The sequence below is a fragment of the Sulfitobacter sp. S190 genome, from assembly GCF_025141935.1.
Classification (GTDB): domain Bacteria; phylum Pseudomonadota; class Alphaproteobacteria; order Rhodobacterales; family Rhodobacteraceae; genus Sulfitobacter.
Window position 1 is genome coordinate 2,159,696 of record NZ_CP081120.1, and the last position, 19,177, is coordinate 2,178,872.

At 61.2% G+C, this 19,177-nt stretch carries 16 protein-coding genes and 1 pseudogene; 1 reads left to right on the forward strand and 16 read right to left on the reverse strand.

Annotation, left to right across the window (positions count from 1 at the left end; all coding sequences use genetic code 11):
• Nucleotides 1–7: 7 nt before the first annotated feature.
• From K3756_RS10885 to K3756_RS10900, 4 genes are all read right to left on the reverse strand, one after another.
• Nucleotides 8–1,006, reverse strand: coding sequence for an SDR family oxidoreductase (locus K3756_RS10885; protein WP_259987293.1), 999 nt, complete (start codon nucleotides 1,004–1,006; stop codon nucleotides 8–10).
• Nucleotides 999–1,730, reverse strand: a complete 732-nt coding sequence (locus K3756_RS10890) for a hypothetical protein (protein WP_259987295.1) — start codon at nucleotides 1,728–1,730, stop codon at nucleotides 999–1,001. Before K3756_RS10890 ends, K3756_RS10885 begins: the two co-directional genes overlap by 8 nt.
• Nucleotides 1,727–2,203, reverse strand: coding sequence for an SRPBCC family protein (locus K3756_RS10895; protein ID WP_259987297.1), 477 nt, complete (start codon nucleotides 2,201–2,203; stop codon nucleotides 1,727–1,729). Before K3756_RS10895 ends, K3756_RS10890 begins: the two co-directional genes overlap by 4 nt.
• A gap of 92 nt (nucleotides 2,204–2,295) precedes the next feature.
• The gene (locus tag K3756_RS10900) at nucleotides 2,296–2,862 is read right to left on the reverse strand and encodes a TetR/AcrR family transcriptional regulator (protein ID WP_259987299.1); all 567 of its coding nucleotides are present in this window, start codon (nucleotides 2,860–2,862) and stop codon (nucleotides 2,296–2,298) included.
• A 202-nt stretch (nucleotides 2,863–3,064) separates the two neighbouring features.
• Between K3756_RS10900 and K3756_RS10905 the strand changes: the two are divergent.
• A pseudogene (locus K3756_RS10905) lies at nucleotides 3,065–3,292 on the forward strand (amidohydrolase); the annotation flags it as partial.
• Between the two features lie 61 nt (nucleotides 3,293–3,353).
• On the opposite strand, the gene K3756_RS10910 reads toward K3756_RS10905, so the two are convergent.
• The 12 genes from K3756_RS10910 to K3756_RS10965 form a co-directional block, all read right to left on the reverse strand.
• Nucleotides 3,354–4,586 (reverse strand): hypothetical protein, encoded by a 1,233-nt coding sequence (locus K3756_RS10910; protein WP_259987301.1) that lies wholly within the window; start codon nucleotides 4,584–4,586, stop codon nucleotides 3,354–3,356.
• Complete coding sequence (locus K3756_RS10915) at nucleotides 4,573–4,974, reverse strand: SET domain-containing protein-lysine N-methyltransferase (protein WP_259987303.1); 402 nt, start codon at nucleotides 4,972–4,974, stop codon at nucleotides 4,573–4,575. Before K3756_RS10915 ends, K3756_RS10910 begins: the two co-directional genes overlap by 14 nt.
• A gap of 289 nt (nucleotides 4,975–5,263) precedes the next feature.
• Nucleotides 5,264–6,661 carry a siroheme synthase CysG gene (gene cysG / locus K3756_RS10920; RefSeq protein WP_259987305.1) on the reverse strand — a complete coding sequence of 466 codons (1,398 nt, stop codon included), beginning with the start codon at nucleotides 6,659–6,661 and terminating at the stop codon, nucleotides 5,264–5,266.
• Nucleotides 6,658–7,593 carry a glycosyl transferase family protein gene (locus tag K3756_RS10925; protein ID WP_259987307.1) on the reverse strand — a complete coding sequence of 312 codons (936 nt, stop codon included), beginning with the start codon at nucleotides 7,591–7,593 and terminating at the stop codon, nucleotides 6,658–6,660. The genes cysG and K3756_RS10925 overlap by 4 nt, the downstream gene beginning before the upstream one ends.
• The gene (locus K3756_RS10930) at nucleotides 7,590–10,166 is read right to left on the reverse strand and encodes a nitrate reductase (protein WP_259987309.1); all 2,577 of its coding nucleotides are present in this window, start codon (nucleotides 10,164–10,166) and stop codon (nucleotides 7,590–7,592) included. The genes K3756_RS10925 and K3756_RS10930 overlap by 4 nt, the downstream gene beginning before the upstream one ends.
• Nucleotides 10,163–10,510, reverse strand: coding sequence for a nitrite reductase small subunit NirD (gene nirD / locus K3756_RS10935; RefSeq protein ID WP_259987311.1), 348 nt, complete (start codon nucleotides 10,508–10,510; stop codon nucleotides 10,163–10,165). The genes K3756_RS10930 and nirD overlap by 4 nt, the downstream gene beginning before the upstream one ends.
• Nucleotides 10,507–12,933: a nitrite reductase large subunit NirB gene (gene nirB, locus K3756_RS10940; RefSeq protein WP_259987312.1), complete on the reverse strand. Its 2,427-nt coding sequence runs from the start codon at nucleotides 12,931–12,933 to the stop codon at nucleotides 10,507–10,509. The genes nirD and nirB overlap by 4 nt, the downstream gene beginning before the upstream one ends.
• A gap of 5 nt (nucleotides 12,934–12,938) precedes the next feature.
• A complete protein-coding gene (locus K3756_RS10945) occupies nucleotides 12,939–14,603 on the reverse strand; it encodes an ABC transporter ATP-binding protein (RefSeq protein ID WP_259987313.1) in 1,665 nt (554 codons plus the stop codon).
• 5 nt (nucleotides 14,604–14,608) lie between these two features.
• The gene (locus K3756_RS10950) at nucleotides 14,609–15,682 is read right to left on the reverse strand and encodes an ABC transporter permease (protein WP_259987314.1); all 1,074 of its coding nucleotides are present in this window, start codon (nucleotides 15,680–15,682) and stop codon (nucleotides 14,609–14,611) included.
• A gap of 65 nt (nucleotides 15,683–15,747) precedes the next feature.
• On the reverse strand, nucleotides 15,748–17,118 hold the full coding sequence (locus K3756_RS10955) for a CmpA/NrtA family ABC transporter substrate-binding protein (RefSeq protein WP_259987315.1): 1,371 nt from the start codon (nucleotides 17,116–17,118) through the stop codon (nucleotides 15,748–15,750).
• A 265-nt stretch (nucleotides 17,119–17,383) separates the two neighbouring features.
• Entirely contained in the window at nucleotides 17,384–18,526 is a 1,143-nt protein-coding gene (locus K3756_RS10960; protein WP_259987317.1) for a CmpA/NrtA family ABC transporter substrate-binding protein, read from the reverse strand.
• A complete protein-coding gene (locus K3756_RS10965; protein ID WP_259987319.1) occupies nucleotides 18,523–19,107 on the reverse strand; it encodes an ANTAR domain-containing response regulator in 585 nt (194 codons plus the stop codon). The genes K3756_RS10960 and K3756_RS10965 overlap by 4 nt, the downstream gene beginning before the upstream one ends.
• Nucleotides 19,108–19,177 lie beyond the last annotated feature (70 nt).

Below are 19,177 nucleotides of genomic sequence, written 5' to 3' on the forward strand. Positions count from 1 at the left end.
TGTGCAGTCAGGTCATGTCGGACCAGTTCTGATCGAGGTATTCGGCAAGCGTCGTCTGTTTGGGCAGATCGAACTCCTCGACGATGGGCGCTGAATCCCATTTCGGCTGGTGGCTCGACACCAGATGGATCAACGCCAGAATGCTTGCCGCCGAGGGTGCCACGGGTTTCATCATCAATTGCCCCATCCGGGCGAACCAGCCGGGCATTTTGACCGCGCGCACAGGCCGATGCGCGTGCTTCGACAACAGCACCGCGACCTCCGCCCACGTCAGCCATTCCGGCCCGCCAGCCTCGATGGTCCGGTTAAAGCTCGCCTGTTTGCCGACTATGCCTGCCATCATATGGGCGACGTCGGTTGTCGCGATGAAGGCAGAGCCGTGGTTCCTGCCACCGGGGGCCAGCATGATGCCGCGTTTGACAACCAGATTGCCCGCAAGGCCCTGCCACATGCGCATGAACCCGTAGGGCCGCTTTGTGGTCGCATGAGGATGAGCGGACTGCGCCTGCACGGCCCCTGTCATCACCATCCACACATCCATAAACGCCGGATTGCGAACGATGGTGGCCGCAATCGGCGAACGCTCTAGGCGCTGCTCGATCAACCGTTTGCCTGCGAGTTCGGGCACAGTGTGCTCCTTGCTCCAGCTCGGGACCGAAGATTGCACCCAATGGCGCACGCCGGCCTCTTCGGCGGCGGAAATGAACGCCTCGTAACCACCCGCGGACATTTTCTTGATCGACATGGTCTTGCCTGACGGAATGATCCCGTTGGCGGAGGATACGACCGTATCGATCCCTTCAATCGCTTTCGCGAGACTGGCCCGATCCTCCAGCGACCCGACCGCGTATTCCAGGGTTCCTCCGGCACCTTCGAGGCCTTCCACCTTGCGGTTTGGATCCCTGATCAGAGCACGTACAAAGTAGCCCTTGTCGAGCAGAATGCGGACAACTTGCGCGCCCACCTGTCCGGTGGCTCCGGCGACAAGAATGCGGTTTTCAGCCATGTTTGATGGTCCTTTCGGTGGGTCCGGACACCCTTCGCCGATAGGCGGCGAATGCGGCCAGCACGTTGAGCAGAAGAAAATTCGGGACGACAAGGCTCGGCGCGAGAACCATTGGCCAATCAAGCATCACTTCCGAGGTGGGATATTCGGAGAACACGCGCATCGGGCCGGGCAGCCCCGTCTGTATGGCGATCAGGCCCGGAACGATGATGATCAGAACGCCGACGATGTGCCAAAGCCCGAGCGCGTCAGCGGAAATTCGACTGCGGCGTGCCTTGAAGAAAAGCCAGAGCGCAGAGAGCCCGAAGGCAAGATCGGTCACGCCGATGGCCAGCTCGACCTCCAACGGGAAATCCCCCTGAACCGTCTTGATCAGCGTCCCGACCGCCGCAATGCGCAGGGCTTGGATGGCGACGAACCAGTGGTCGGGCGTGGCAGCACACATGTCCAACAGCCCCTTGCGGACCATCGGAACCGTCAGCGCCGCAAAGCCGAGCGCGAACGGTACGACGGGAAGCCACAGACCGGGCAAAAGCGCCAGAAACCTGTCGCTCTCGTACACGCCATTCACAGCCATGATCGCGCTGGCGCTTGCCCAGATTGAGAGGACGAACCCGACGATCAGCGCGGTGATGACCGCGGCAAACGACCGCGCCGTCAACCCCATCGCGCACAGGAAGCCGAGCTGTAGGCCAAAGAGGATCGGAAGGGCAGAAAGGGTCACGACGATCCCTTTCCGGCATCGCCCTGCCCCATCACAAAAGCGCGCAAACCTTCAAGGTTGTCGCCGGCCACCTTGCTCAAGCGCGGTTTGATCAGGATCAGGTCCATCAAATTACCTAAGGGGCCGAATTTTGGTTCATACCCGATTTCAATGGTTGCCCTGGTCCTGCCCGGCGCCGTCTCTTCCACGCTCACAGTCGAATAAGCGTCGCGGATGGGCATCGTTCCCTCGTAAATCTCGACCGAGTACGAGGAGCCGTCGGTCCAGGCCGTGACACGCTCTTTCACATGGTTTTTGCCGTCCGCGAGATTACATTGACGTGCGGCACCGAGACCGGCGTCAGGCGTGCCTTCGATGATGAACGACTGCGCCACATGCGGGCTGAATGCATCTACGGACCCGTAGCGGGCCAGAACGCTCCAGACGACATCCGGCCGCGCCATGATCTGCCCCGTTTCGCGCAGCAGCGTCATTGGTCCCGCCCGATTTGATGGCTCTTTGCATTGGTCCGGCTCACATTGGCCTCCTTTTCGAGAACATGTATTCTCTTATGGGTTAAAAATTTTTACGACAGGGCGGTCAGCGCCTCTTCGATGAACGGTTCGATGATCGCACGGTCCGCACGGGCGTGGGCGAGCGTGAACAGGCCCTGCAGCACCCCAACGTAGTAGGGCGCGAGTTGATCTGCCCGCGTCTGCGGATAACCTGCGGCCAAGAGAGCGGCGTTCAGACGCTTGCGCAGATCGCTCCAATGCAGATCGATGACCGCTTTGACGTCAGGATCATCCATCGCAATATCAGCGGAGGTTCGTGCCATGAAGCAGCCGGTCTGACCAGCGCCAGACGCGGCCATTTCTGCCAGCTGCCGAAACGTCTGGCGAATGACATCAGGGGTCACGCTCTCCTCACTCAGAGCGCCGAAAAGCTGGGGGACGATTGTCTTCCGATAGTTTCGGAGGGCCGCGACAAACAATTTATGTTTGTCCCCGAATGCCGTGTAGAGCCCCTTCCGGCTGACGCCGGTGCCTTTGACCAGATCGTCATAGCTTGTCTCGCCATACCCCTTGGCCCAGAACACACGCATCGCGGCGCTCAAGGCTTCGTCCGGATTGAATTCTCGTGTGCGTGCCATTGGATCGACTCATTCGGGAATGCTAATTCTCTTATTTTGCATCGGTGGCACGATGTCAACCCGCTCGACTGACGCGGGACGTACGCGTCGACTGATAAATGCACCCAAGATTCGAGCTAAACACCTGCCGCAGCACAGATTGCGCGAGCATATGCACATCATGAAACGGCGAGGCGCACGGGCTTTGCGCGATCAGGTCACGGCGATGGATGCCATAAACGTCGCTTATGGTGATGCGGGCGTTCCCATGCGTGCGTCAAAAGACTTCGGCGTCTTCGGGTGGAGCGCTAAAGCGGCGATGCTGTGCTTGGGGCCGGATGAAAACTATGCGGCGCTGCACAATCCGGACTACGATTTCCCCGACGGTCTCATCCCGATCGGAAGCGCCATATTCGAGCGCATCGCAAGAGATCTCTTGGGAAGTGCCTAGCGCTGCCCCTCATCGGGCCAGCGCCCCTCCGCGATCAGCGGCACATGGCGTAGAAGCAACCCTACCGCGCCCGCACGAAGGCCAAAACCAGAACCATAAAGAAGAAAACAACATTCAGGCTCAACAACGCCGCCACGAAAGTGTCGTTCAGCAGACCGTCGATCATCGGTAGCGTACTCTGCTCGGATCGCTGGAATGACAGCACCGAAAGTAGGAAACCCGACAGGGCCAGCGTGTCGAACCCCGCGATAAGATACAAAACACGTGACTGAACCCGCGATTGCGCCAATTCACGTTCCTGGATCGAAAACGAAATCAGATCACGCAGCCCGCCCGTCGAGGCGTTGATAAATTCGTAATCCTTGGGCAGATCCCAAAACGAGGACACCCCTTCGCACGCTTTTTGCAGCCACGGCTTCAGATTGGCGCGGAAATCGAAAGCTTCCTGCTGATGACGTTGCAGCAGATAGAGCATCTCGTGGATGGCGGTGTGTTTCTGCTTCAGATCGCGGTGGTTCTTTGCCATCATCGGGCTGTCACCTTCGATCAGGACCTGACGCCGCCAGCGCCGCAGCGCAAACCATTCGTTCTGCATCCGCACCATGACTGACACGAAATAGAATTCCTCGCCGTAGTCCGTTCGCTGAATAGCAGAATAACTCCACCCGCCATAAAGCCGCCACGTATCCTGGCTGTCTTGGGAAATACATCTCTCGGTCGCGTCCAAACCCTCCGACCGGAACTGATCGGCCACGACTGCGAACCCCGACACATCGGGCAGCCCCAATCCAAAGACCGTGTGGATTGGCGTGTTGAAATCCAACGATGTCTTTTCATCGCTGGTCATAGCGGATGCCTGAACGACGGCGGTAACGAACGCCTTGATGTCGGGCAATATTTCCTTGCGATACCAATCCGTACCTTGGGCGAACTCATCGTCGGAGAACGTGCCGTTCAGCCCTGTCACCACACACAAGTCGCCCGAGTTCAACAAATACAGTTTGGAAAAATACGCCCCCCCGCCCTCTGCCACATCCAGGCCGGGGATTGCGATGGACCATTCGGCAGAATGATTGCGCCTCAGGGCTTCGAAACACCTGGAGAATGCGGCACCCGAAAAGTCATCCACTTCATCGCTCAACGCCACATCCGAGCGGTTGTCGCGCAAGATACGGTCGGGCGGTTTGGATGATTGGGTTGGCGCATTGATGATCGCGCGCAGACGCAGGGCCAGATCAAGCTTTGACTTCGTCTTGATGCCAAGGGGATGAATAAAATACTTACTTCGTATCAAGATAGGTTCCCAACCCTTTGGCTTTGTAAATCAACGGCACACCGTGTTCGAGGTAGTCGAGGGTAAATTCTTCACCCGCACGGATCGGCCTGCGCGCGCGCATCCACATGGTCGCGCGGTCGATTTCGAGATTCGGATCAGGGCTGTGGTTTATGAAGGAATAGGATGTCGAGAATGCACGGTAAAGCACGTGCGCATCCCCCAACCCGTTCCATTCCCCCGACAGGGCCTGCGGATGATCGTCCACGTTGACCACCTGTCCGTCCAGATGCCCCACGGGGTCTCCGGTTTCGTAGTCGTCACCGGCGAACAACCCCTGCCCCGATATCGCGCTTTGCGCGACATAGCTGCCGGAGATGTTGTTGATTAGGGGATGAGTGCGCTCCATCTGGGTCTCCGCTTGAGGGTGTGCGATCGCGCGACCGAAGGCTCAGGCTAATGCATTTCTGCCAAGGTGCAACCGATGCCTGAGATCAGACCTGAAAGGTCGTTACTCTGCCGCAGTCGCGCGAGACCGCTTTAAGAGCGAGGTGGGCGATGATAAAGGACTGCACCTCCTTCCAACGCCATCAAACGACAAGCGAGCAGAAACAACCCCTTTGAACTGTACACTCTCCCAAACCCTCGACCGGGTTCAGCCAGCGAGCGGTCACAGCAGCAGCCGCAAACCTTCGCATCTACATAGCCGCCAAAGACCTCACATCTGAACCCTGATGCGATGACATGCCGTAGGGCCAACGCACAAACAGCATCGCTTCGCCCACGACATCATTTGCCTCAAGCGTCCGTTTCAGATTACCCAGCGCGCATTTGAGCACGACCTGCCCTTTACGCTGGGCTTTGGCAACGACCGACACGTCGAACGGAACATCTGGGTGGCGCGCCGTCAGGGAGGCGACGATCCGATCCGCACCGCCGACCGCCATATAGAGCGCCACGCACATTCCCGGCTCGATATTGTTGATCGACGCGGGAACGCGGTAGCCCGTGCGGCGGTGGCCTGTCGTCAACACAACCGTGTCGATTTCATCGCGCTCTGTCAGGCTCATCCCCGCACTGGCCGCGGCCGCACAGGCCGCAGTCACACCGGGGACAATTTCCACCGGAATATCGCAGGCCCGCAGCGCGTCCATCTCCTCGGTGCTGCGTGCAAAAACCCCCGGATCACCGCATTTGAGGCGCACAACCCGGCGCCCGCGCTTGGCCGCGGCCACAAGCGTTTGCGTGATCTTCTCCTGTGGCCAACTGTGGCACCCGGGGGCTTTGCCGACATAGATGCGCTCGGCATCGCGACGGGCGAGTTCCAGTATCTCTGGGTCAAGCAGGCGATCATAATAGATCACGTCCGCCTCTTGCAGACGTTGCACACCGCGCAGGGTAATCAGGTCTTTGGCCCCCGGACCTGCACCGATAATGCTGACGCTGCCGCCCGTTGTCGCACCGAATTCACCGGTGGAGATCGCCGTCTTGATCAGCTTGGCGGCCTCACGCTCGGACCCGCCGGTGAACATCTGCCGGGGCGTGTCATTGAATACCCAGCGCCAAAGATCGCGGCGCGCGCGCGGGCCAAGCCGCGCAGCAGCGGCAGACCGCAACCGCCCGGCAAGCGCTGCCAGATCGCCCAGACGCGGCTCCAGCGTTTCTTCCAGTTTCGTCTTGATCTGCCGGGCCAGCACCGGTGCTGTGCCTTCGGTGCCGATGGCCACAACGACGGGGTCGCGATCAACGATCGAGGGCGTGATCGCATCACACAGGTCAGGCTGGTCGACCACGTTGACCGTCGCGCCGCCCAATTTTGCCAAAGCATGCAGCGCCATGTCGGTGCCCGGACAGCCTGTGGCGATAAAGACGAGCGCGGTGTCCGCAAAGGTTCCGGGCGTGATCGCACCGGTATGATGGGTGATGCGGCCCGCCCTCTCAAGATCGTGCAGTTCAGGGTCCAGCGTCGCGGAACAGATTTCCACGCACGCCTCGGTCTTCAGGATCAGCCGCGTCTTTTGCGCAGCCTGCTCCCCGCCGCCCACGATCACAACGCGGCGGCCCGTCATTTGCAGGAACATCGGGAAGGTTTTCATGCGGTCAGACTCTCTCTGGGGTGGCGCGCCTGCCAAAGGGCATGGGCCATGGTTTCGGCTTCATCGATGCTGCACGCCGCCTTCAGCGTCCAAAGGGCGAGCGCGGCAGTACCGGTGATGGTGGCGATGGCAAAGGGATCATGCACACGACCGTCCCAAAGGCCGCGCAGATCGACGGGATTGGCGGCGTCGTGGAGTTTGCGGGTCTGGTCGATCAACGATGGGGCGGGTTGCTGGATATGCGCACCATTCCGCAGGCCAAAAACCACTGTTTCCTTCGAGGGGTGGCGCTCGAATTCGCCGCCACCGCCCTTGATGATGCTGAGCGTGTCCTGACCCAGCAAGGCTGCCGCCTGCGCTTGCAAACTGCGATATGACGGGTGGAAAACGCCCTGTACCGTTGCCGGCGCGCATGACGGGTTCCACATGCGCAACACGGTGTTGAAACACGAACGCAGGCCAAACGTGTCGCGCAGCCCGAGCAATGCAAAGGCGGTGGGGCTGAGCGTCTCGAGTGGGCTATAGGTCACATTCGGCCCCGCCAGATCGAGTGCTTCGCGCAGCGAGGCTACGCTGGACTGGTGTGAATTCCACCCGTGCATCGATACGGTATACCCCGCCTGCCCCACCAGACGCGCGGCCAGCAGAAACAGCGGCGCGCCACGGCTGCGCCCTGCGGCATAGGACGGCCAGTCAAGATCCGCCTGGGGCAGTGTTCCGGTCACATGGGCACGCAGCGCGGCTGTGAATCCGGCGATCTCATCGGCCGTTTCCCCCCGCAACCGCATCACCATCAGCAATGCTCCAATCGCCTCGGGGGCGGCGTCCTCGCTCAAAATCAAAGTCATGGCATCGCGGGCTTCGGCAAAGGTCAGGCTCCGCGCCCGCCCCTGCCCGCGTGCGACGATCCGGACGAAGGGTGCGAGGGTCATTCTGCCGCCATCGGGATTTGCGCCTGTTCCAAAAGCGTCGCCAGCTCCGGTTTGCATGACCCGCAGTTGGTGCCCGCGCATGTCATCTCGCCCAGCGCCGTTACCGTCCCCGCACCGGCGGCCACGGCGTCCAGCAAGGTGTTGCGACCCACGTTGAAACAGGCGCAGACGGTGGCACCTGCGTCCGGCTGGTCGGCAGGCGCACGCCCCGCAAGGGCAGCGAGCGGCGGTGTGTCGCTGCCGATCAGGCCAACGATTGTTGCACGCGACACGACCACCGGATCGGGTGAGGCGAAAAACAGCGCCGTGATCCGACCGTCCTGCGTGATCGCGATGCGGGTCGTGCCGCTTGTCACATCGGTCTGCACAGAAAGCGCGCCGGTTGGCTGGTCACACAGACGGCGCGCCTCGGCTTCCCAATCCTGCGGCATTTTCCTGCCCGCCAGTTCCGCCTGCCAGCCGGTTCGGGTGCGAGCGATGGCCGCATAGGGTGTCTGCGGCGTGGGCGCGTTCGCACTGGCCAGAAAGCCATACCATTTCGCGCGAAACACCCGCGCACTGACCGCTGCGGCCTTCAGCGCCGGTTGGCCCGACACGGGATCGGTCGCAGGCGCCGTGGCACGGTTCACGGTGCCGAACGTCGTGCGCTGGCGCGTCCAATGCATCGGCGCAAACAGTTGGCCCTTGGCGACACGCGGCGTAACCAGCGCCCGCAAAAGAGCGTGCCCGTAGATGTTTTCGACCGCAATCAGCGCGCCGGGGAATGCGCCCAATTCGGCGGCATCGGCAGGGTTCATCTCGACGTAAGGCTCCGCCAGATGCGCCCCCAGCCGCGCGGATTTGCCCGTGCGCATCATCGTGTGCCATTGATCGCGGTTGCGGCCGGTGTTCAATGTGAACTGCACCTGACACAACCGCGGGGGCTGCACTGCGATCATGCGCGCCTTGCCGTCGGTGTGATAGAACTGCCCATCGGCAAAAAAACGGTGGCCATCGCGCGGCCATTGCGTGGGGACCAGCCCGGCATAATCGGCGTCGGCAAAAATGCTGAGGTCCAGATCGCGGGGCACGCTGGCCGCCGCCTGATCGAGCCGCACGTATTCCGCAAAAATCTCCCGCGGATTTTCATAGGCGAAGGCCGCGCCGAACCCCATCCGGCGCGCCACATCGCAGATGATCTTCCAGTCGGGGCGCGCGTCACCGGGCGCGGGCAGAAACGCGCGCTGGCGCGAGATGCGCCGCTCGGAATTGGTAACGGTGCCATCCTTTTCACCCCATCCCGTGGCGGGCAAAAGAACATGGGCCAGATCATTCGTATCCGTCCTCTCCATGATATCGGACGTCACGACAAACGGCACCTTCGCAATCGCCGCCGCGACACCGTCGGCATCGGGAAGCGAAACGGCAGGGTTCGTCGACATCACCCACAACGCCTTTATCTTGCCGTCCGCGCAGGCCTGAAACAGATCAACGGCCTTGAGCCCGGCTGTCGTACAGATCGTGGGACTGCCCCAGAAATCGCGCACGATCTGCCGGTGCGCCTTGTTCTCGAGCTCCAGATGATTGGCGAGCATATTGGCCAGCCCGCCGACCTCTCGCCCGCCCATCGCGTTGGGTTGGCCGGTCACGGAAAACGGGCCCATCCCGACGCGCCCGATCCGTCCCGTGGCAAGGTGGCAGTTCAGGATCGCATTGACCTTGTCGGTGCCACAGCGGGACTGATTGACCCCTTGGGAATACACAGTGACAACCTTTTCGGTGCCAGCCCAAAGGGCATAGAAGGCTGCGAGCGCCTCTGCGCTGAGCCCGCTGTCCGCCGGGTCCGTTGCGCGCGCGGCGGCGATTGCCTCTGCCGAACCGGTCACATGGTTTTGGGTGAAGGACCGGTCCAATTTGCCGCGATCCGCCAGATGCGCCAGCAATCCGTTGAACAGCGCGATATCGCCGTCCGGCGCGATTTGCAGATGCATATCGGCAAGGTCCGTCGTTGCGGTCCGGCGCGGATCAATGTTGACGACCCGCATATGGGGCCGTGACGCCTTTGCCGCGGCGATGCGTTGGTACAGCACCGGATGACACCACGCGAGGTTGCTGCCCACCAGCACGACCAGATCCGCCTCTTCAAGGTCCCGGTACGTGCCGGGCACCGTGTCCGTGCCAAAGGCGCGTTTGTGCCCCGCAACCGAGGAAGCCATGCAAAGCCTTGAATTCGTGTCGATATTCGCCGCCCCTATAAACCCCTTCATCAGCTTGTTGGCGACATAGTAATCTTCGGTCAGCAATTGCCCCGACGCATAGAAAGCCACGCTTTCGGGCCCATGTTCTGCAATCGCAGCCGAGAATTTTGACGCCACAAGGTCAAGTGCGGTGTCCCAATCCGCAGTACGCCCCAGCACCTTCGGCGCGAGCAATCGACCGTCCAGATCAATCGTTTCGCCCAAGGCGGCCCCCTTGGAGCAGAGCCTGCCATAATTCGCCGGATGGTCGGGGTCTCCCTTGATCGTCCCACCAGCGTCCGCCAGCACGCCGCAGCCTACACCGCAATAGGGGCACGTGGTGCGGGTCAGGCTCATGCCGGCACACCTGCGGTGGCACGCGCACGCAGGAAAGCGCGATCGAGCAGGATCCGTCCATCCGACACCTTGGCCGGATAGGTCGCCACGCGCCCGTCATCCGCGCCCTGCGCCTCGCCCGTCTCGAGCGAGATGACCCAGTTGTGCAGTGGACAGGTCACGGACTTGCCGTGCACGATGCCTTCCGCCAAAGGCCCGGCCTTATGGGGGCACGCATTGTCGAGGGCAAAGACCTCATGACTTGCCGTGCGAAACACCGCGACACAGCCCAAGGGCGTCTTTACCATCCGCGCGCCACGCAAAGGCACGTCTTCGAGCGGTGCAATATCGATCCAGTCGTTCATTCCGCGGCCTCCAGCGACAGGTTTGCCAACGGCTGATAGCGCTGCGCCTTGGTCTCTACATGATCGGCCCACGGGTCCTTGCGGTAGATGGATTGGCTGATCTCGAAACGCGCGACCAGTGCGGGACCATCCGTGTCCACGCGCTCCTTGATCCATTCAAGCCCGACCTTGTCCTTCCACTTGTAGATGCGATCGAGATACTTGGCGTTTTCACGATACAGCTGCGTGACGGCCTTGATCGCCTCTATCGCCTCTTGCTCGGTCGGGACCTGCATCAGCAATTCGGTTTCGCGCACGTCCATCCCGGCCGCCCCGCCGATACTGATCTGATAGCCACTGTCGACGCAGATCACGCCGATGTCCTTGCACGTCGCCTCAGCGCAGTTGCGCGGACACCCCGACACCGCCAGCTTCAGCTTGTGCGGTGTCCACGACCCCCAGAGTTCCTTTTCCAGCTTTATGCCCAGACCCGTTGAATCCTGCGTTCCGAAGCGGCAGTGATCCGTTCCCACACAGGTTTTCACCGTGCGCAACCCTTTGGAATAGGCATGTCCCGACACCATGCCGGCCGCGTTCAGATCGGCCCAGATGTCGGGCAAATCCTCGCCCCTTACCCCGAGCAGATCGATACGTTGCCCGCCGGTGACCTTGACCGTCGGCACCCCGTACCGGTCGGCCGCATCGGCAATCGCGCGCAGCTCGTCCGGCGTGGTGATCCCGCCCCACATGCGCGGGACAACGGAAAAAGTACCGTCCTTCTGGATGTTGGCGTGCTTGCGTTCGTTGATGAACCGGCTTTGGGGATCGTCCTTGTAGTCGAGCGGCCAGTCGGCGAGCAGATAGAAATTCAGCGCGGGGCGGCACAGGTGGCAGCCGCACGATGTCTTCCACCCGCACTCCTGCCAGACCGCCGCCATCGACGTCAGCTTTTGCGACTTGATCATGCGCCGCACGTCCTCATGCGTCATGTCGGTGCAGCCGCAAATGCTTGCCGCTGCGGGCACGACGAAATCATCCCCGAGCGTGACGGCCAGCACCTGCTCGACGAGCCCCGTGCATGTCCCGCAGGACCCGCTGGCCTTGGTGGTTGATCGCACAGCGCCCAGATCAGTGGCGCCCGTTGCGATCGCATCTTCGATTTGTCCCTTGCAGATTCCGTTGCAGCCACAGATCTCCGCGTCACGCGGTAAGGCTGCAACAGCCGCTAAAGGGTCAAGGGGGGCACCCCCCTGAAAGGCCGGTCCGAAAATCAGGGTGTCGCGCATCTCGCTTATGTCTGTCTTGTCGCGGATCAGCCCGAAGAACCAGTTGCTGTCGGAGGTGTCGCCATACATGACAGCGCCCTTGACCACATTCTCCTCTATCACCAGCCGGCGATAGACACCGCGCGCCGGATCGCGAAAGACGATGTCCTCGCGCCCTTCTGCGTCGGCAAAATCTCCGGCACTGAACAGATCACAGCCTGTGACCTTGAGCTTGGTCGACAGCTCTTTTTGCACGAATTGCGCCGGCGTGTTCATCAAGGTCTGCGCGGCCACCCTGGCCTGATCATAAAGCGGAGCCACCAGCCCGAAGATCGCCCCGTCGTGTTCGACGCATTCGCCAACCGCCAGCACATCCGCGTCCGAAGTGACCATTTGGTCGTCCACATGGACACCTCGGCCAACCATCAGCCCTGCATCCTGCGCCAGTTTGACATTGGGCCGGATGCCGACAGCCATGACCAGAAGATCACAGGGCAGTTCGGTGCCATCGTCCAGACGCAACGCCCTGACCTGACCATTCTCGCCCAGTATTTCGCTGGAGTTGGCCGAACATTTCACGGTGATGCCCTTGTCCACCAGTGCCTTGCGCAAAAGATATCCCGCGGCTTCGTCCAACTGACGCTCCATCAGATGGCCCATGATGTGCACGACGGTCACATCGACGCCCCGCGCGGCCATGCCAGCGGCCGCTTCCAAGCCCAGCAAACCCCCGCCAATGACGACGCATTTATGCGCAGGTCCGAGGTCCATCATCCGCTGCGTATCCTCAAGATCGCGGTAGGCGATGACCCCGTTCAGATCATGGCCCGGCAGCGGGATCATGAAAGGGTTCGATCCCGTGCCGAACACCAGCTTGTCGTAGGAAAGAACATCGCCGTTCTGGGCCGTAACGGTCTTGGCCGCGCGGTCAATCGCCACGATCCGTTCGCCAAAGCGGCAGGTCACGCCGTGGCTTTCGTACCAACTTGCATCATGGGTGACGATCTCGTCATAGGTCTTTTCCCCCGACAGCACGGGCGACAGCATGATGCGGTTGTAGTTCCCGCGCGGCTCTGCGTTGAACAGGGTCACGTCATACGCCGCGCCCGCATCAAACAGATCTTCCAGCATCCGGCCCGTCGCCATTCCGGCACCGATGACAATCAGTTTCTGGGTCATCCTGTTCACTCCGCTGCAATGGCTTTGGGTTTGTTTTTCGGGGTCGCGCCGTGCTCGTATTCCTCAAGGAAATCAAGCACCTCCTGGCGGTAGGTGTAGTAGTCGGGATGTTCCAGAAGCGCTTTGCGCGTGCGCGGGCGCGGCAAGTTCACATCCGTAATCTTGCCAATCGTTGCCTGCGGCCCGTTGGTCATCATCACAACGCGGTCCGCCAGCAGGATCGCCTCGTCGACATCATGGGTCACGCAGATCGCCGTGACCTTGGTACGCGACCAGACCTCCATCAGCACTTCCTGCAGTTCCCAGCGGGTCAGACTGTCAAGCATGCCGAAGGGTTCATCGAGCAACAGCAATTTCGGCGACAGCGCAAAAGCACGCGCGATGCCGACACGCTGCTTCATGCCGTTGGACAGGCTGGCGGCCCCTTTATCCATGCTGTCCGCCAGCCCGACGCGTTCGAGATAATACTCAACCACGTCCTGCCGTTCGGCCTGCGAGGCTTTGGGATAAACCTTGTCGACGCCGATCGCGACGTTCTGCTTGGCGGTCAGCCACGGAAACAGGTTCGGCGACTGGAACACCACGGCGCGTTCGGGATCGGCGCCCTCGACGTTCCAGCCATCGAGCTTGATCGCGCCCTTGGAAATCGGGTTCAGACCGGCCGCCATCGTCAGCACCGTCGACTTGCCACAACCCGAATGGCCAATGAGCGAGATGAACTCTCCCTTGTTAATCTTCAAATCAAAGTTCTCGACCACGGTGAGCGGCCCCTTGGGCGTCGGATAAACCTTGTCAAGCTGCGAGAAGTTGAGGAACTTCTCCGCGATGCCACCCTCCTGCGCCTTGGCGACAGCGGCGGGCACACCGTGGATCGGGGTCACGTTCGGCAGTGTCCGGGTTTCCTCGACCTTCGAGGCGATGCCCACATCCATCAGATAGTGGGTCACCTGCCCCCGCAGCGCTTTGAATGTGGCGTCATTGTTCATCGCGACACGGTCGCGGGGACGCGCGATATCGACCTTGAATTCATCGCCCAGCGTGCCGTCGGGGTTCAATGCGATGATACGGTCGGCAAGAATGATCGCTTCGTCCACGTCATTGGTGATCAGCACGCAGGTCTTTTTGTCCTTGTCCCAGATCGCCTCGATCTCATCGGCAAGGTTTGCGCGGGTCAGCGCATCCAGCGCCGACAGCGGCTCATCCAGCAGCAACATCTCGGGGTCCATCGCCAACGCACGGGCCACGTTCACCCGTTGGCGCATCCCGCCCGAAAGCTCTGCCGGGCGGCGTGTGGCCGCATGCGACAGCCCGACCATGGCGACATAGTGATCGACCTTGGCGGCGCGTTCGGCCTTTGACAGGTCGGGAAACATCGTGTCCACGGCCAGCGCCACATTCCCGTTCACGGTCAGCCACGGCATCAGCGAATAGCTTTGAAAGATCACACCGCGTTCGCGCCCCGGCTCCGTGATGGGCGCACCGCGATAGGTGACCGTCCCCGACGTGGGCTGTTCCAGCCCCGCCATCAGATTGATCAGCGTGGTCTTTCCAGTGCCGGAGAACCCGAGGATGACCACGAACTCCCCCTCGGCCACTTCCAGATCGATGTCCTTCAGAACCGGCATATCGCCATAGCTTTTCGAGACGCCCTTGAATGAAAGAATACTCATTGGGATCACCGGTTGTTTGAGAATGTGAACATGGATTGCAGGGCGTACATCACCCGGTCGAGAAGGAACCCGATTATCCCGATCGTGAACACCGCGACCATGATGCGGGCCAGCGATTGCGAGCTTCCGTTCTGGAATTCATCCCACACGAATTTGCCAAGACCGGGGTTCTGGGCCAGCATCTCCGCCGCGATCAGCACCATCCACCCCACCCCCAGCGACAGCCGCAGGCCAGTAAAGATCAGCGGCAAGGCCGAGGGCAGCACCAGCTTGGTGATCTTGGTATAGGTGTTCATCTTCAGCACGCGGCTGACGGACACAAGGTCCTTGTCGATCGACGACACGCCAAGCGCCGTATTGATCAGCGTGGGCCAGAGCGAGCAGAGCGTCACCGTGATCGCCGACACCAGAAATGACTTGGAGAACATCCCGTCGTTTGTCGTGTAAACGGCTGATACGATCATGGTCACGATCGGCAGCCACGCCAGCGGCGAGACGGGTTTGAATATCTGGATCAGCGGGTTCAGGGCGGCGTTGGCCGTCACCGACAGACCTGCGGCAATGCCCAACGGAATGGCCACGATCGAGGCCACCAGAAAACCGAAGAACACCGTTTTGATCGAGGTCCAGATCTGATCGTAATACGTGGGCTTGCCGGTATAGACGCGGTCGCGCACGCGGTCCGTATCCCCGTTGGCGATATGTTCGGCGTTGCGCGCCTCCTGACGCTCATAGAATGCCGCTTCGCGCTCGCCTTCGCGGACAGCATCCTGACGCAGCTCACCCACCTGTTCCCAGACCTGCACGGGGCCGGGCACCGCGCCCAGCGATGTCTGCACCTGTGGCGCGAGCGTCGCCCAGAGGGCCACGAACACCCCAATCGCCACGAGGGGCACCCCCAGAAGCCGCCAGACTTCGCCCAGCTGCGCGCGCGGATTGTCGCCCGCGGCGGCACGCAGGATCGGGGTCAGCCAGGCGAGGCCAAGAACCCGGAACCATCCGTCGGCCTTGGTGATACGGGCAAAGCGCCGCGCGCGGCGGGCTTCGATGTCAAGTGTGCTGGGGTCAATCGCGGTCATGTCGTGTGTCCACCTGTTGGGAATGGAAAAGGCCCCCGCGCGGCGATACGCGGGGGCAATCGGGCCTAGCCCTGGATTTCGCCGTCCAGAACCGTCTGTCCGGATTTCAGACCGATCGGCAGGCTGTCGATGTAGGCGTTGGGTGTGCGACCATCGTAGGGAATGGCATCGATGATATCGCTGGCGGGCGTCGGCGCCTTGAAGCCGTCGCTGTCCCATGGGAAATCGGCCTCATTGGCCATGCCCTCGTCGACCAGCATGCGCGCGGCCTCCAGATAGATATCGGGGCGATAGACATCGGCCGCGGTCTCGAAATACCACTCGTCAGACATCGTCTCTGGGATCTGACCCCAGCGGCGCATCTGCGTCAGATACCAGATGGCGTCCGAATAGAACGGGTATGTGGCGTTGTAGCGAAAGAAGACATTGAAATCGGGCGCAGGCCGCACGTCGCCTTTTTCGAACTCGAAGAAACCGGTCATCGAATTGGCAATGACTTCGGCGTCCGCACCGACATAATCGGGACGGGACAACATCTGCACCGCTTCTTCACGGTTGGCGTTGTCGTTTTCATCCAGCCAGATCGCCGCGCGGATCAGCGCCTTGGTCAGAGCAATGGTCGTGTTTGGATTTTCTTCCGCAAATTGGGCCGAAATGCCGAACACCTTCTCGGGATTGTTTTTCCACATGTCGTAGTCGGTAATCACGGGAACGCCGATGTTCTTGAAGACCGCCTGCTGGTTCCACGGCTCGCCCACGGCATAGCCGAATATCGTACCTGCCTCCATCGTGGCGGGCATCTGCGGCGGCGGCGTCACCGAAAGCAGCACATCCGCGCCGATCTGGCCGGAAATGTCCTGTTCGCTGTAAAAACCCGGCTGCAGGCCACCGGCAGCCAACCAATACCGGATTTCGTAGTTGTGCGTGGACACGGGAAACACCATGCCCATGTTGAACGGCTCGCCACGGTCCAGATAATCTTCCACGACGGGGGCCAATGCTGCGGCGCTGATCGGGTGCTGGGGGCGGCCATCGTCCATCAGCGGCACGTTGGGCTTCATTTCGTCCCATATCTCGTTCGACACGGTGATCGCGTTGCCGTTCAGATCCATGGAGAACGGCGTGATGATATGGGCTTCGGTCCCGTACCCGATGGTCGCGGCCAGCGGTTGACCGGCGAGCATATGCGCCCCGTCAAGCTCGCCCGAAATCACCCCGTCAAGAAGCACTTTCCAGTTCGCCTGCGCCTCCAGCGTGACGAACAGCCCCTCGTCCTCGAAGTAGCCAAGCTCATAGGCCACGGCGAGCGGTGCCATGTCTGTCAGTTTGATAAAGCCAAGCGTCAGATCTTCCTTTTCCAGATCCAGAGACTGGGCCGCGGCGGAGGTGGCCAGCAAGCTGGAGGTCGCCAGCAAAATCGCGAGTGTGGTCTTCATGGTCGGTCCTTTCAAAATGCTCCAGGGGGCAACCCCCCGGGGGGAAACGAAAAAAGCCGCACGCAGGGATCACGGGGGAGGAGGTCCGTGGTCCATACGAGCGGCTTTGCTCTGAGAAGGTGCGCAACCTGCATCGGCCTGCGCAAAGGTGTGGGCAACGTTGCCCCTTGGACCGAGCATGGAACGAGTTGGCCGCCAATCTCAACAAAAATTCTGCATTGCCGCGTCATTTTATGCCGCATCGCAGAAGACGCCTAAGAATTGATCAGCGCGTGCCCGCGAAATCAAAGGTTCTGCCGTCAAAAAAGGCATCCTGCGCGAGAATCATATGCCCGCGCGTCGAGGCCACGGCCGTTTCATACCGCAACGCACCTTCGATCTTCTCGGACGCTGCTGGCAGGTCGACGCCGATGGCGCCCAGATTCTGCCGGTAAAGATCGGCGCGAAAACACGCCTTGGCGCTTTGGACCCCGGACGCATCCGCCCCGAGGCGCGATGCGATCCACGCGGCCTGACTGCGCCACGGAAAGCTGGCGGCATGTCTGTGAAACTGGAGAAACCGCCCGATGACCTGGGGTGCCGCATTGTGTTGCGCGGTGATTTCGCCGGACAGTGCCGGGTCAATAAACTCGGGCGACATACTCAGGTGTTCGCTGCGGGCCAGTATTTCCACGGCCAGAGGCTTGTTTTCGTGCAAATCCAGCCATGCCGACGCCCTGTAGACCGCACGCATCAGGCCGCGCGCGGCCCCGTCGTGGGTTTCGACCCACTCATGGCGGGCTGCCAGCACCTTTTCGGGCGCAAATTGCCAGACATCACGGCCCGTCATCATCAACTGAGCGACGTCCTGCTGCACGGCGACACTGCCCCACGGCTCGCCCACCCAGAAGGCATCGACGGTTCCGTCCGACACGGCCTGCGCCATACGCGGCGGCGGAACGGTAATTTCCTCGATCCGCACGTCGGGCGCCGCTGAGGTCCAATAGGACAACAGCAACCTGTGCATCGAATGGTGAAACGGCACACCCACGCGGATCGGCTGTGTGCCACGGGCGGCGAGTGCCGCCAGCACGGCGCCCGCATCCCCGAAGGGCACCGCACCCATTTGCGCGGCCAGCGCGTTGGACACGCCGAACACCGTGCCGTTCACCGACAACACCATCAAGGCATCCACCCGCGCAGGCAACCCGCCCAGCCCGACCGACATGGCCACAGCCATCGGCGACAACATATGCGCCGCATCCAGATGCCCGAGCGCCAGCATATCGCGCAAGGCCGACCATGAAGGCTGGCGCACGAGGTTCAGCGTCAAACCTTCCTCGGATGCGAACCCCAGTTCCTTGGCGATCACCAGTGGCGCGCAATCGACCAGCGGGACGTAGCCACAGTTCAGGACCGTGTCGCTCATGACAAAAGATCCGCCGCCGTGACAAGCGCATGTGCCACATCGATCACCTTGCGGTTCTGGCGCATCGCGGTTTTGCGCAGCAGGGTATAGGCCGCGTCCTCGCTCAGGCCGCGCTGCCGCATCAATATTCCCTTTGCGCGATCAATCTGCTTGCGGTCCTCAAGCGCCTGTTTCGCCGCCTGCAGCTCCGATTGCATCTGGCGCATCAATTTGAACCGCGCGATCGCCGTCTCCAGAACCGACTTGATGCGCTCCATTTTCAGACCGTCGACGACATAGGCGCTGACACCGGCATTCAGCGCAGCTTGCGTCAGCGCCGCGTCGGTCTGATCCACGAACAAGGCGACAGCCCGCTTGGAGGTTTCGGTGGCAAAGCTGATATGTTCGAGCGTATCGCGGTCAGGGTTCGCCAGATCGATGAGAACAATGTCGGGGGAGAACTCCTGCACCGTGCGATCCAGCGCCGACATTTGCGCCAGCGCCTTGATGTCGGACCATCCCGCTTCGGTCAGCGCATCAATGATTGCCCGCACCCGTTCGGGCTCCGGCTCAACGATCAGAATACGAAGATCACTTTTCATAAGATCGTGATTTGTGCTGCCGCACGGAAGGTCAACACCAACCCATCAGGCACCCTGTGCACCGGGTTTC

Coding starts and splice junctions, on each gene's coding strand:
- K3756_RS10885 (WP_259987293.1), bottom strand. CDS start 1,006: ATGGCTGAAAACCGCATTCTTGTCGCCGGAGCCACCGGACAGGTGGGC.
- K3756_RS10895 (WP_259987297.1), bottom strand. CDS start 2,203: ATGACGCTGCTGCGCGAAACGGGGCAGATCATGGCGCGGCCGGATGTC.
- K3756_RS10900 (WP_259987299.1), bottom strand. CDS start 2,862: ATGGCACGCACACGAGAATTCAATCCGGACGAAGCCTTGAGCGCCGCG.
- K3756_RS10915 (WP_259987303.1), bottom strand. CDS start 4,974: ATGGAGCGCACTCATCCCCTAATCAACAACATCTCCGGCAGCTATGTC.
- cysG (WP_259987305.1), bottom strand. CDS start 6,661: ATGAAAACCTTCCCGATGTTCCTGCAAATGACGGGCCGCCGCGTTGTG.
- K3756_RS10925 (WP_259987307.1), bottom strand. CDS start 7,593: ATGACCCTCGCACCCTTCGTCCGGATCGTCGCACGCGGGCAGGGGCGG.
- K3756_RS10930 (WP_259987309.1), bottom strand. CDS start 10,166: ATGAGCCTGACCCGCACCACGTGCCCCTATTGCGGTGTAGGCTGCGGC.
- nirD (WP_259987311.1), bottom strand. CDS start 10,510: ATGAACGACTGGATCGATATTGCACCGCTCGAAGACGTGCCTTTGCGT.
- nirB (WP_259987312.1), bottom strand. CDS start 12,933: ATGACCCAGAAACTGATTGTCATCGGTGCCGGAATGGCGACGGGCCGG.
- K3756_RS10945 (WP_259987313.1), bottom strand. CDS start 14,603: ATGAGTATTCTTTCATTCAAGGGCGTCTCGAAAAGCTATGGCGATATG.
- K3756_RS10950 (WP_259987314.1), bottom strand. CDS start 15,682: ATGACCGCGATTGACCCCAGCACACTTGACATCGAAGCCCGCCGCGCG.
- K3756_RS10955 (WP_259987315.1), bottom strand. CDS start 17,118: ATGAAGACCACACTCGCGATTTTGCTGGCGACCTCCAGCTTGCTGGCC.
- K3756_RS10960 (WP_259987317.1), bottom strand. CDS start 18,526: ATGAGCGACACGGTCCTGAACTGTGGCTACGTCCCGCTGGTCGATTGC.
- K3756_RS10965 (WP_259987319.1), bottom strand. CDS start 19,107: ATGAAAAGTGATCTTCGTATTCTGATCGTTGAGCCGGAGCCCGAACGG.